The 13,001-nt window shown below is 65.5% G+C and carries 11 protein-coding genes; 5 read left to right on the top strand and 6 right to left on the bottom strand.

Going from position 1 to position 13,001, the window contains the following annotated elements:
• Positions 1–17 precede the first annotated feature (17 nt).
• Complete coding sequence (locus C0V78_RS07090; protein WP_101797077.1) at positions 18–2,441, top strand: ligase-associated DNA damage response DEXH box helicase; 2,424 nt, start codon at positions 18–20, stop codon at positions 2,439–2,441.
• 73 nt (positions 2,442–2,514) lie between these two features.
• Here C0V78_RS07090 and C0V78_RS07095 read toward each other — a convergent pair whose 3' ends face one another.
• The 4 genes from C0V78_RS07095 to C0V78_RS07110 form a co-directional block, all read right to left on the bottom strand.
• Positions 2,515–2,970 carry a biopolymer transporter ExbD gene (locus C0V78_RS07095; protein WP_101797078.1) on the bottom strand — a complete coding sequence of 152 codons (456 nt, stop codon included), beginning with the start codon at positions 2,968–2,970 and terminating at the stop codon, positions 2,515–2,517.
• A gap of 39 nt (positions 2,971–3,009) precedes the next feature.
• Entirely contained in the window at positions 3,010–3,543 is a 534-nt protein-coding gene (locus C0V78_RS07100; protein WP_173843360.1) for a biopolymer transporter ExbD, read from the bottom strand.
• A 111-nt stretch (positions 3,544–3,654) separates the two neighbouring features.
• On the bottom strand, positions 3,655–4,419 hold the full coding sequence (locus C0V78_RS07105; RefSeq protein ID WP_101797079.1) for a MotA/TolQ/ExbB proton channel family protein: 765 nt from the start codon (positions 4,417–4,419) through the stop codon (positions 3,655–3,657).
• Between the two features lie 75 nt (positions 4,420–4,494).
• Positions 4,495–5,148: an energy transducer TonB gene (locus C0V78_RS07110; protein WP_101797080.1), complete on the bottom strand. Its 654-nt coding sequence runs from the start codon at positions 5,146–5,148 to the stop codon at positions 4,495–4,497.
• A 419-nt stretch (positions 5,149–5,567) separates the two neighbouring features.
• On the opposite strand from C0V78_RS07110, the gene C0V78_RS07115 reads away from it, so the two are divergent.
• Together C0V78_RS07115 and C0V78_RS07120 are read left to right on the top strand one after the other, a co-directional pair.
• Positions 5,568–6,383, top strand: coding sequence for a hypothetical protein (locus tag C0V78_RS07115; protein WP_254049849.1), 816 nt, complete (start codon positions 5,568–5,570; stop codon positions 6,381–6,383).
• Positions 6,384–6,447: 64 nt separating this feature from the next.
• Positions 6,448–7,758, top strand: coding sequence for a homoserine dehydrogenase (locus C0V78_RS07120; protein WP_101797082.1), 1,311 nt, complete (start codon positions 6,448–6,450; stop codon positions 7,756–7,758).
• 54 nt (positions 7,759–7,812) lie between these two features.
• On the opposite strand, the gene C0V78_RS07125 is transcribed toward C0V78_RS07120, so the two are convergent.
• Complete coding sequence (locus C0V78_RS07125) at positions 7,813–8,274, bottom strand: hypothetical protein (RefSeq protein WP_144039850.1); 462 nt, start codon at positions 8,272–8,274, stop codon at positions 7,813–7,815.
• Positions 8,275–8,351: 77 nt separating this feature from the next.
• Here C0V78_RS07125 and glpX point away from each other — a divergent pair, with 77 nt between their 5' ends.
• Positions 8,352–9,332, top strand: a complete 981-nt coding sequence (glpX, locus tag C0V78_RS07130; protein ID WP_101797084.1) for a class II fructose-bisphosphatase — start codon at positions 8,352–8,354, stop codon at positions 9,330–9,332.
• A gap of 47 nt (positions 9,333–9,379) precedes the next feature.
• On the opposite strand, the gene C0V78_RS07135 is transcribed toward glpX, so the two are convergent.
• Entirely contained in the window at positions 9,380–10,012 is a 633-nt protein-coding gene (locus C0V78_RS07135; protein ID WP_158241493.1) for a TetR/AcrR family transcriptional regulator, read from the bottom strand.
• Positions 10,013–10,214: 202 nt separating this feature from the next.
• Here C0V78_RS07135 and C0V78_RS07140 point away from each other — a divergent pair, with 202 nt between their 5' ends.
• A complete protein-coding gene (locus tag C0V78_RS07140) occupies positions 10,215–12,977 on the top strand; it encodes a TonB-dependent receptor domain-containing protein (protein ID WP_101797086.1) in 2,763 nt (920 codons plus the stop codon).
• Positions 12,978–13,001 lie beyond the last annotated feature (24 nt).

Below are 13,001 nucleotides of genomic sequence, written 5' to 3' on the forward strand. Positions count from 1 at the left end.
TCGCCTAAGTTGGGCGCGTGAGCGCGGCCACCCTCCCTTCCGTAATTTCCGATTGGTTCGCGGCGCGCGGCTGGCGCATCAGGCGGCACCAGGCGGAAATGCTGCAAGTGGCACAGGGCGGGCATCACGCGCTGCTGGCCGCCGATACCGGCGCGGGCAAGACCCTGGCCGGTTTCCTGCCGACCCTCGCGGATTTCGCCTCGACCGAGCCACCCGGCGAGGGGCTGCACACGCTGTACATCTCCCCGCTCAAGGCCTTGGCGCATGACGTGCAGCGAAACCTGCTCGCGCCGATTGCCGAAATGGACCTGCCGATCCGCGTCGAGACGCGCAGCGGCGATACCCCGTCCGACCGCAAGGCCCGCCAGCGCGCCCGCCCGCCACACATCCTGCTGACCACGCCGGAATCGCTCTCCCTGCTGCTGTCATACCCGGAAAGCGCCACGCTGTTCGCGGGGTTGCAGCGCGTGGTGGTGGACGAGATCCACGCCTTCGCCACCGGCAAGCGCGGTGACCTGCTCACCCTGTCACTGGCGCGGCTGCAGGCGCTGGCGCCGGATCTGCAGCGTGTCGGCCTTTCCGCGACGCTCGCCGATCCGCAGGCCTTCCGCGAATGGCTCGCCCCCGGCGGCGATGCCGCGCAGGTCGTGATGGTCGAAGGTGAGGAAGGCGCAGATCCCGATGTTTCGATCCTGCTGCCCGATGCCGGCGTGGTTCCTTGGTCCGGCCACGCCGCAACCTGGGCGATCCCGCAGCTTTACCAAGCGATCCGGGAGCACCGCACCACGCTGGTTTTCTGCAACACCCGCTTCCTCGCCGAACTGATCTTCCAGCTTTTGTGGGATGCCAACGAGGAAAACCTGCCCATCGGCGTCCATCACGGATCGCTGTCGAAGGAAGCGCGCCGCAAGGTGGAAGGGGCCATGGCCGAAGGCCGCCTTCGCGCACTGGTCTGCACTGCGAGCCTCGACCTGGGCGTGGACTGGGGTGATATCGACCTGGTCGTGCAGATGGGCGCGCCCAAGGGCTCCTCGCGCCTGTTGCAGCGCATCGGCCGCGCCAATCACCGGCTCGACTGCCCCAGCAAGGCGCTCCTCGTGCCCGGCAACCGCTTCGAGTTCCTCGAGGCGACGGCGGCGGTCGAGGCGGTGGAGGAAGGACGGCGCGATGGCGAGGCGTTCCGCCCGGGCGCGCTCGACGTGCTCGCCCAGCATGTCATGGCCGTTGCCTGTGCCGGTCCGTTCGGAGAGCAGGCGCTGCTGGCCGAAGTGCAGTCGGCCGCCGCCTATGGCTGGGTGGATGACCGGGCCTGGGCGCGGGTGCTCGATTTCGTCGCGACCGGGGGCTATGCGCTGCGCGCCTACGAGAAGTTCCGCCGCATCATCCGCTCGCCCGATGGGACCTGGCGGCTGGCCCACCCCGAGCATGCAGCGCGTCACCGGCTCAATGCGGGGATCATCGTCGATGCCGAAATGCTCCACGTGCGGTTCCGCAATGGCCGCGAGCTGGGCAAGGTGGAAGAGAGCTTCGGGGCGACCCTGCGGCCGGGCGACACCTTCCGCTTTGCCGGCTTGGACCTGGAGGTGGAAAGCCTGCGCGATCTGGACCTGATCGTGAAGGCGGCCAAGAAGGCCGGGCAGATCCCCAGCTACATGGGCGCGCGCATGCCGATTTCCACGCACCTGGCAGACCGGGTCCGGGCGATGATGGTCGATCGCGCCGGCTGGGCGCGTTTCCCCGACGATGTGCGCGAATGGCTGGAAATGCAGGACTGGCGCAGCCGCCTGCCCGGTCCGGGCCAGCTGCTGGTGGAAAGTTTTCCCAACGCGGGCAAGCATTACAGCGTGTTCCATACTTTCGAGGGCTGGAACGCCAACCAGGCCTTGGGCATGCTGGTAACGCGGCGCATGGAAGATCGCGGGCTGATGCCGCTGGGCTACGTGGCCAGCGACTATGCCCTTGGCGTCTGGGGGCTGCGGGCGATCCGCGATCCCGCGCCGCTGCTGTCGCCCGATATACTTAGCCATGAATTCGTCGAATGGGTGCAGGACAGTTTCATGCTGCGCCGCGCCTTCCGCGAGGCGGCGGTGATCGGCGGGCTGGTGGAGCGCCAGCACCCCGGCCAGCGCAAGAGCCGCCGGCAGGTGACCTTCTCGACCGACCTGATCTATGACGTGCTGCGCAAGCACGAACCCGATCACGTGCTGATCGAAGCAGCCTGGGCAGATGCCCGGACAAGGATGACCGATATCGGCCGGCTTGCCGACCTGCTTGATCGCGCCGCAGAGCAGCTGGTGCACGTCGAACTCGATCGCATCAGCCCGATGGCCGTTCCCCTGATGACGATGATCGGCAAGGAAAGCCTGCCCTCGGGGCTGGCGGACGAGGAGCTGCTGGTCGAGGCCGAAAGCCTGGCCGCGCAGGCCATGCGCGCCGATTAGCTCCTGCCTTGGCACCGCCCACGAAAAAGGGGGCGGATCGCTCCACCCCCTTCTATCGCATGGGCTGTTCGGCTTACTTGAGCGCCGGTTCGGCGGCGTCCTTGCCGAAGTAGTAGTACTGTTCGTTGCCGACGAAGCCGAAGGCCGTCACGCCCGAACCCTTGATGATACGCAGCACGCGGGCCGTGGTTTCATAGGGAGCCTGGGCATCGGGCTGGAACTGCAGTTCCGGCTCGGGCTTGATCTTGAGCGACTCCTCGATCTGGAAGACCAGGCCGCTCTCGTTGAGGCCCTGGCCATTCCACGTGATCGTTCCGTTCGGATCGACCGAAAGGATGTTCTTGTCACGCTTCGGCGGCGGCACGTTGGACGGCGGAGCCGGTGCCGGAAGGTCGATATCGACCGAGTGCGTTGCCACCGGGATGGTGATGATGAACATGATCAGGAGAACCAGCATGACGTCGATAAGCGGCGTCGTGTTGATCTCCATCATCGGCGAGCCATCGTCCTTGCCGCCTGACATTGCCATGGAAACTTACTCCTGAACTGAATCCGGACGGGACTTGCGTCAGCCGTTGGGATCGACCGGGGTCGAGATGAAGCCGACGGTCGGGTAACCAGCGATCTGCACGTTGTAGATCGTGCCCGCCACGCAGCGCCACGGAGCATTGACGTCGCCGCGGATGTGCACCTGCGGGATCTTCTCCGGGTTGTTGCGCATGTTCTGGATACCGCCCTCGCGCTTGATGATCTTGTCAAGACGCTCGTAGGCGATCTTGGCGAGTTCGTCAGACGTGACCGGGGTGATATTGTTGAAATAGACCCGGCATTCGCCGTTGCGGCTGGCGCCTTCATAGCTGGGGTCGCCAGCGCTGCGGCCTGCATCGTCGGTCGTGCTCACGGTGATAAGGAGGTTCTCCACCTTATCCTTCGACTCGACCGTTTCCATAATCGGAATCTTGAGCTTCTGGATCGTCTGGATCGCGACCGGAACCGCGATCAGGAAGATGATCAGGAGCACGAGCATGACGTCCACGAGCGGAGTCGTGTTGATGTCGGACATCGGGGTTTCGTCACCACCGCCGCCTACTGCCATCGCCATAGTTTACTTCCTATCCTGTTCGTTCTGCCCGGGGCTGGGACAACCTTGAGGGGTTGTCCCGGTTCCCGTCGGCGGGAGCGCATGGACTCCCGCCGTCCTCTCCGTATTGGCTCAGCTCTTGGCCGGAGCAGCCGGAGCGGGCTTGGCAGCTGCAGCGGCCGGCTTGGCAGCCACAGTGGCCGGACGCACGGCGCCCTTCGAGTTGATGTAGGCCAGCACGTCGGTCGAGAAGCCCGAGAGCAGTTCGGCGATGCGCTTGTTGCGAGCCTGGAGGTAGTTGTAGGCGAGCACGGCCGGAACGGCGACGAGCAGGCCGAGCGCGGTCATGATCAGAGCTTCACCGACCGGGCCGGCAACCTTGTCGATCGAGGCCGAACCGGCGATGCCGATGGCGACGAGCGCGCGGTAGATGCCGACGACGGTACCGAACAGACCAACGAACGGTGAGGTTGCACCGACGGTGGCGAGGAACGGCAGGCCGGCAGCGAGGCGGGCGTTGATCGACGATTCCGAGCGGGCGAGCGAGCCGTGCAGCCAGTCATGGGCTTCAAGGGCATCGGTCATCTTGCCGTGAGCTTCCTCGGCGGCAAGGCCGTCGTCGACGATCTGGCGCCATGCGCTGTTCTTGTCGAGCTTGGCGGCGCCTTCCTTGAGCGACGCAGCGCGCCAGAAGTTGCCCAGGCCCTGGTACTGCTTGAGGATCTTGTTCTGGTCGACCCACTTGGTGATCAGGATGAAGAACGATCCGAACGACATGACGCCGAGGATGATGACGGTGCCGTATGCAATGGCGCCGCCCTGCTCAAGGGCTTCCCAGAAGCCGAACTTGTTCTGCGGCGCGGCTTCTGCAGCCTTGGCGAGAAGTTCAAAAACCATGCGATAGTCCTCTCAAGTAAAACAGTTTGATCAGTGTAGCCTGGCGGTCCGGCCCCTCCGGCCCGCCTGTGAAAATCAGTCCTTCGGGATAACCCAGCGGATCGCGTTCGAATACGAACCCGTCGTCGGCTGGCCTTCTCCGTCCGTTGCCGGCGTGAAGCGGGCGCGGGCCTTGATCTTGGAGCAAGCCACGGCGTCGAGATCGGGATGTCCGCTCGAACCGGTGACGGTGCAATCCGTCACGCGACCGTCCGGGCCGACCGAGACGCGGAACCGGGTCGTACCCTGGCGTTCTTCGCGCAGCGCGGCCGAAGGATAGTCGTTGGTGGTCGCCCACGAACCGGGGTTGCCCTTCGGCACGGCAGCCTTGGGCTGCACGCGCGGAGCAGCTGGCGGCGGCTCGGGCGCGAGAACCGGCGGCGGGGGTGGCGGCGGAGCCTGCGGCGGCGGCGGCGGCGCCGTGAACGGCGGCGGCGTCATCGGCGGCATCTTGGTCGGCGGAACCGTGATCGGCGGCGGCGTCACCTTCTTGGGCGGCGGCGGCGGCGGTTCATCCTTCTTCGGTTCATCCTTCTTGATGTCGATCGTTGTGACCTTTTTCACAACCTTCTGGAAGCCTTCATAGGCAAGGCCGCTGACAAGCAACCAGCCAACGAGGACGTGCAGAAGGGCGACAACGATGAATGCGGTAATCCGGTTTCCGGATACCTGTTGGTCAGCGTAAGCCATTCAGACGCATCACTCCATTGCAATCCCAAAGATATCCGGAGCCGGACATCCTGCTCTGCCCCGACAGGCCCGCGCAAACGCACCAGCCGAGGCCGAAATCTTAACTTATCCACCCTGCCGGAAAATCCGGAAGCCCGTTCGGGCCCCGAAGCCCCGACGGGCGAACCAAGGGGCCCTGTTCTTTTCTAGGCCCGGTTTTCCGGGTGCTTTAACGCCGAGTCCGGAGCCACGCAACGCCTTAATCCACGGCGGTTGTGTGTTAACAGGCGATTCAGGCAGGTTAATGCCAAATCTAATGGCCAGACCCACCGCCAACGGAAAATCCCTAGTTTTCCAATGGCAGGCGGACAGCGGAAAGGACGAATCCCATGCGTCGCGGGCGCAGAACCCAATTGGCCTCGTGCCTTGCCCTGATCCTTTTGGGGACAAACTTTTCCGAATCCGCCCTCGCCGAATCACCTGCTCAGTCGGTCGCAGCGCCCCTGGTCGCCGCACCGACCTATGCCGACCTCGCCGATCTGGCCGACAACGCCCCGCTGGTGCTGCGCGCCAGGGTGAAGAAGGTGATCCCCCTCGATCCGGCACAAGCGTCGGGCCTCGCCCCCGGCAAGGCGCGGGTCTATGTCGAAGCCGTGACCGAACACCTCTTCGCCGGCCCGGCCGCGGTGGGCGAAGCGCTGCGCTATCTTGCCGATTTGAAACTTGACGCGAGAGGCAGGGTGCCAAAGCTCGCCAAGCAGCAGGTCCTGCTGTTTGCAGCCCATGTGCAAGGCCGCCCCGGGGAGATCCAGCTGGTATCGCCGGATGCCCAAATTGCCTGGGATTCCGCGACGGAGGCGACGCTGCGGCAGGTCTTGCTGGAGCTTTACGCGGCCGATGCCCCGGGCCGCGTCTCGGGCGTGCAGGAGGCGATCCATGTCCCCGGAACGCTTGCCGGCGAAGGCGAAACGCAGATCTTCCTGAAGACGCCGGACGGCGAGCCGGCCTCGATCTCCGTACTGCATCACGCGGGCATGCCGACGCACTGGGGCGTCTCGTTCACCGAGGTCGTGGCGACCACCGGCGTGCCGCCCCGGCGCGACAGCCTGACCTGGTACCGCCTCGCCTGCTTCCTGCCGCGCGAGCTGCCGGCAGGCGTCAACGTCTCGGCCAGCGATGCCGACAAGGCGGCGGCAGCGGCGGACTATCGCAAGGTCATGTCCGACCTTGGCGACTGTCCGCGCACGCGGCAGTAAACCGGGGCTAGGAATCTTGCCGCCGCTGGCCTAGGGCGCGCCCTCGAAAGGGCAGGAAACGCACATGGCTGAACCGCTTCGTATCGCATTGGCAGGGCTGGGCACGGTGGGGGCAGGCGTGATTCGCCTGGTCGAGGCCAATGCCGAACTGATCGCCCGCCGCGCCGGGCGGCCGTTGCAGATCGTCGCGATCTCCGCGCGCGACCGCTCGAAGAAGCGCGGTGTCGATATCTCTCCCTATACCTGGGAAGACGACATGGTGATCCTCGGCGAGCGGGCCGATGTCGATGTGGTTGTCGAACTGGTCGGCGGGTCGGACGGATCGGCGCTGGCCTGCGCGCGCACCACGATCGAGGCGGGCAAGGCGCTGGTCACCGCCAACAAAGCAATGATCGCGCACCACGGCCTGGAGCTGGCCAGCAAGGCCGAGGCGGCCAGGGTGCCGCTGAAGTTCGAAGCGGCGGTTGCCGGCGGCATCCCGGTGATCAAGGGCCTGCGCGAAGGCGCTGCCGCCAACGAGTTTGAGCGGGTTTACGGCATCCTCAACGGCACCTGCAATTACATCCTCTCCACCATGGAAGACACCGGGCGCGACTTTGGCGACGTGCTGTCCGAGGCCCAGGCCAAGGGCTTTGCTGAGGCCGATCCCGCCTTCGATATCGAGGGCACTGACGCCGCCCACAAGCTGTCGATCCTGGCCTCGATCGCCTTCGGAACGCAGGTCGATTTCCGCGCTGTGGAGACCACCGGCATCACGCGCATCCTGGCTGCCGACATCGCCCAGGCCCGGACGCTCGGCTATGTTATCCGGCTCATCGGCATGGCCGAGACCGACAGCAACGGCGATGGCGTGCCGCGCCTGTTCCAGCGTGTGCAGCCGCACCTCGTGCCGGTCGATCACCCGCTGGCCCATGTCGACGGTGCGACCAACGCCGTCGTGGCAGAGGGCAACTTCTCGGGCCGCCTGCTGTTCCAGGGCGCCGGCGCCGGTGACGGACCGACCGCCAGCGCGGTCGTCGCCGACCTCATCGACATCGCCCGTGGCGAAGCAGGCCCGGCCTTCTCCGTCCCGGTCGAGGAGCTGGAAAAGATGGAAGCGGCGCAGACCGGCCATCGCCGCAGCCGCAGCTATGTCCGTTTCCTCGTGGCCGACCGCCCGGGCGTCCTGGCCGAAATCACCGCCGCCATGCGCGATGCCGGGGTCTCGATCGAAAGCCTGATCCAGAAGGGCCGCGCCGATTCGGAAGGCGAGGTGCTGGTATCGCTGGTCACCCACGAAGGCCCCGAAAGCGCGGTCAGCGAAGCGCTGCGCCTGCTCGAAGGCTCCGCCAGCCTGACGCAGCCGCCGCTGGTGATGCACATCCTTTCAGCCTGACGGCAATTGGCGGGCGGGTGCTGCAAGCCAGTCACGACTGCGACTGGCGCACCATCATCGGTCGCTGATTTCCCCGTTTGCCACCTTTTCGGCGTCCGAGCCCTTGGGCGGGCGGGGGATTGCCTTCACATCGACGACATAGACCGGCGGCGGCACCCCGCCAAAGCCGATGCACCCCTTGTTGCCCGTCTTCTTGCAGGATGGCGGGCCGACTTCCGGCGCGCGCGGCAGGCCATCGTCGGTGTTCGATTCATCGGTGGGGACGCGAACATCCTCGCCGTTGTCCTTGCCGCAGACGAGGATTTCGCCATTCGGGCCGGTGCCGCCACAGCGCCGCGGCTTGCGGGTGGAGGTGACAGTCAGGTTAAGCGGCGCCAGCGGTTCCCCGGCCTCGGCAGGGCCATCCTGCGCCGCGCCATCGGCAGCCACATCGGCCTGCTGGGCAAGCGCGGGCTGGGTCCACAGCGACAGGCCGAACAGCATCAGCGCCAGCCGCCAGTTCAACGATCTCGACAAACCTCTGTCCCCGCTCTAAGCGCCGCCCATTCTTTGCGAAAACTCATTCCCCTTCCCTCTTTGAACACGGACTGAACATGACCGCAACACCCGCCAGCTCGGTTCTCGACCGCGTCCTCGTCCTCGAAATGGTCCGCGTGACCGAAGCTGCCGCGATCGCCGCGAGCAAGCTTGTCGGCCGCGGTGATGAAAAGGCCGCCGATGCCGCCGCCGTAGAAGCCATGCGCAAGGCTTTCGACGAGCTTGAGATCGACGGCACCGTGGTGATCGGTGAAGGCGAACGCGACGAAGCCCCGATGCTGTACATCGGCGAGAAGGTGGGCGGCGCGCAGGGCACCGGCCCCAAGATCGACATCGCGCTCGATCCGCTGGAAGGCACGACCATCACCGCCAAGGCCGGCCCGAACGCCCTTGCCGTGCTGGCCTGCGCCGAGGAAGGCAACCTGCTCAACGCGCCCGACGTCTACATGGACAAGCTGGCGGTTGGCCCGGGCTATCCCGAAGGCATCATCGACCTTGCCAAGAGCCCGACCGAGAACGTGAAGGCGGTGGCCGCCGCCAAGGGCGTCGAGCCGCACGAAATCATCGTCTGCGTGCTTGACCGTCCCCGCCACGCCGAGCTGATCGCCGAACTGCGCGGCCTGGGCTGCGGCGTCGTGCTGATCGGCGATGGCGACGTTGCCGGCGTGATCGCGGTGACCAACGAGGATACCACGATCGACATGTACATGGGTTCGGGCGGCGCACCGGAAGGCGTGCTGGCCGCGGCAGCCCTGCGCTGCGTGGGCGGGCAGTTCAATGGCCGCCTGCTGTTCCGCAACGACGACGAGCGCGCCCGCGCCCGCAAGTGGGGCATCGAAGACCTCAACAAGATCTACACCCGCGACGAGCTGGCCAAGGGCGACTGCATCTTCGCCGCCACCGGGGTGACCGACGGTTCGCTGCTCGATGGCGTGAAGCGCCGCAAGGATGGCACGATGACCACGCACACCGTGGTGATGCGCGCCAGCACCGGCACCGTGCGCTGGGTCAAGGCGGAGCACCGCCGGGTCCGCTGAGTGCCGCAGGGCGAAGGGGCGAAAAGGCCCCTTCCCCCGCGCTCAGCCTACCATTCGCTCTGGCCCCTGAAGAGGATGGCCACGACCTGGCGTGACAGCGCGGCGTGCCGCTCCGGATCGTCATAGTCCGGCGCGTGCCGGTCAATCATGCTTTCCAGCATGCCGATGAAGAAGCGGGCGATGGCCTTGGGGTCGCGAACCGCAATCCCCTCCGCCAGGGCGCATTCGGCGATATCGACGGCCAGTTCCTCGATCATCGGCTCGCGAATGAAGCGATCCAGTTCGCGCGCGATCCTGCCGGCCTCGCCAACAGTCCCCTGGGTCAGCCTGGTGGTGGCCAGCAGCTCGGGGTTGCCCGCCGCATGGAGCAAGCGGGTGCCAAGGTTGACCAGGCGCTCCTCGAGCGAAGTGCCGCGGAACCATTCATAACGATCATACTGGACCGACCAGGTCTTCATCCGGTCGGTGACCGTGGCATGCAGCAGCACCGTCTTGTCCGCATGACGCAGGTACAGTGTCGTCTTGGTAACGCCCGCCCTTTCGGCGATCAGCTCGATCGTCGCCCCCTCGAACCCCAACTCAAGGAAAGTGTTCCAGGCGGCATCGAGTATCTGCCGGTCGATCCGGGCAACATCCGCCTTGCTCGGCCTGCCCCGGCGCTGGCGCGTGATTGTGGTCAAGAAATCCACTCCTCGATGGAACAGGAAGGCACTCTGGCGCGTTTTGGGTCGCCGCCCTGTCCTGTGCAAGCAGCTTCTGCGAACGACATCGCTTAAATGGACGACAAAGTCCACTTTCCTTGACGGCGCCGTATTGTTTGCGCTAACACCGGCCAATCCGGAACGCCAGAGTCCGGAAAACCGCTCATTCAAGGGAGGGAACATGAAGGCTCACCATTCCATTCGTCCGGCAATCCGTTCGGGCATCGCATTGTCCACGCTGGCGCTCGCCATCGCACTGCCGGCCGCCGCTCGCGCGCAGGATGCGGCAGAGGAAGCCGCTGCCGACGAGGAAATCGTCGTTACCGGCACCAACATCCGCGGCCAGGCCCCGGTGGGTTCCAACGCGATCTCGCTGGGTGAAAGCAAGCTTGAGGAAGTTGCCGCGCAGTCGTCGAACGAACTGCTCGCCTCGATCCCGCAGGTGACCAACTACTTCAACCGCGTACCGATTGCCGATCTGGGCATCGCGGTGAACCAGATCCAGATTTCGCGCCCGAACATCCGCAACCTGTCCTCGCCGAATGCCGCCAGCTCGCCGACGCTGATCCTGGTCGACGGCCACCGCGTCGCCACGGCCGGCGTCAACCAGGCCTCGGTCGATCCCGACCTGATCCCGACCGGCGCGATCGCCCGCGTCGACGTGGTCACCGAAGGCGGCTCGGCGATCTACGGCGCCGATGCAGTCGCCGGCGTGATCAACTTCGTCACCCACAAGCGTTTCGACGGCGTCAAGGTTTCGGGCCACTATGGCTTTGCCGATGATTACTGGCAGTGGGACGGATCGATCACCGCGGGCAAGACCTGGGAAACCGGTTCGGCCTGGGTTTCCTATTCCTACACCAAGAACGATTCGCTCTATGGCCGCGACCGTGACTACATCCAGAATGTCGACTGGAGCGTCGCCAGCCTGCCGGGTCGTGACCTGAACTGCGCCAAGCCGAACCTTGCGGTGAACACCGTGATCAACGCCACGGGCGGCGTGTTCTCCTCGAACTCCTACGCTTTCCCCGGCCTCGTCGCAGGAACGGCCAACCGCTGCGACCTTGGCGAAGATGCAACCATCGTGCCCGAGGCTGAACGCCACGGCGTGATCGGCGGCCTGACCTGGGACTTCGGCGACCGCACCTCGGTAGACGTGCGCGCCTACTGGAGCCAGCGCAAGACTCACGCCTCCTCGATCATGAACGCCTCGGTCAACATCAACGCCAACAACCCGACCGTGGCGAGCTCGCTGCCGGCCGGCGTGGCGCTTGGACCGGGCGTGCTGTTCGGCTTCCTGCCGGTGACCACGGTTGCCGCGGTCAACTTCAGCTTCGAGCCGCTGTCGGGCAAGGACAGCGCCCGCGCCGACACGATGATCCGCCAGTGGGGTGCCAATGCCGAACTGAAGCATGACCTCAACGACGACTGGCAGCTTCGCGCTCTCGCCAACTGGAGCCAGAGCGACAGCCGCTTCGAGCTGACCCGCCCGAACAGCACCCGCCTGAACGCAGCCGGTGCGCCGTCGGCCCCGGCGACTGCCGCGGCAAGCTTCAACCCGTTTAACCTTGCCTCGAACAATGCCGCGCTTGTTGCCGATATCCTCGACAACATGATCGCGGGACGGGCCGAGGACCGGCTGCTCAACGGCCGCCTGATCGCGGAAGGCAAGCTGCTCGAACTGCCCGGCGGCGATGTCCGCGTCGCCATGGGCTACGAGTTCATGAACGACAAGCTGACGAAGCGCTTCGGCAGCGACATCCGCATCGGTACGCTCGGCAGCGTTGCTCCCAACACCTACAGCCGCGACGTCCACTCGCTGTTCGGTGAAATGGTGCTGCCGGTGCTCAGCGACGGCAACGGCGGCTCGATGCTGACCCTGTCGGCGCAGGGCCGTTACGATCACTACAGCGACTTCGGCTCGACCTTCAATCCGAAGATCGGTGCCACGCTGAAGCCGGCCAGCTGGCTGACGATCCGCGGCAACTGGGGCACCTCGTTCACCGCGCCGACCCCGCTTGACCAGCTGGGTTCGCTGTCGGGTTCGATCAGCCTGTTCCCCTTCGTGCCCTTCGTGAAGCCGGGCACGACGACTCTGCCGGGCACCAACAACGCCATCGCCTTCCAGGGTTCGCAGCCGAACCTGAAGCCGCAGGAAGCCGATACCTGGTCGATCGGCCTCGATATCGAGCCGATGGACGGGCTGCGCGTCAGCGCCAACTACTACAACGTGAAGTTCACCAACATCCTCGGCACGCCGACGCCGGGCACCGGTATCTTCGCCGAGTTCCCCAGCAACGTCGCCTATGACGTCAACGGGCTGACCTCGTCGCAGATCAATGCCTTCTTCGGCACCCTGGCTCCGGCACTGCAGACGCAGCTGACGGCCGCAATCGCTGCCGCCGGCGGCGGGCGCATCGTCGAACTGGTCGACTTCCGCGTCGGCAACTTCGGCGTGCTCAAGGTCGAAGGCATCGACTTCGCGCTGAACTATGCCCACAAGACCGACTGGGGCGGCTTCGACATGGGCATGAACTTCAATGCCCCGCTCAAGCGCGTCCAGCAGGCGAGCCCGACCGCAGCCGAATCCAACCAGCTGCAGCGCGATACCTCCAAGCTGCAACTGCAGTTGGTTGCCGGCCTCGACGTGGGCAAGTTCCGCGCCCAGGCTACCTGGAACCACAGCAAGGGCTATCCGATCACCCCGACCACTGCGGTTGTGCCGCAGTCGCGGGTGGACTCGTTCAACACGCTAAACCTGTTCTTCAAGTATGACGTGCCGGGCGACGGGATGTTCAAGGACCTGAGCTTCACGCTCAACGTCAACAACGTCACCGATGCCGAACCGCCGGTCCTGCGCCGCAATGGCCAGAACGAAAACGGCTTCGCCAACGGCTTCACGCTGGGACGCATGTTCGTTCTGGGCGCATCGAAAAAATTCTGACGCTCTCCGCTTCGGCGGACAGAC

The organism is Novosphingobium sp. TH158 (assembly GCF_002855555.1).
Lineage (GTDB): Bacteria > Pseudomonadota > Alphaproteobacteria > Sphingomonadales > Sphingomonadaceae > Novosphingobium.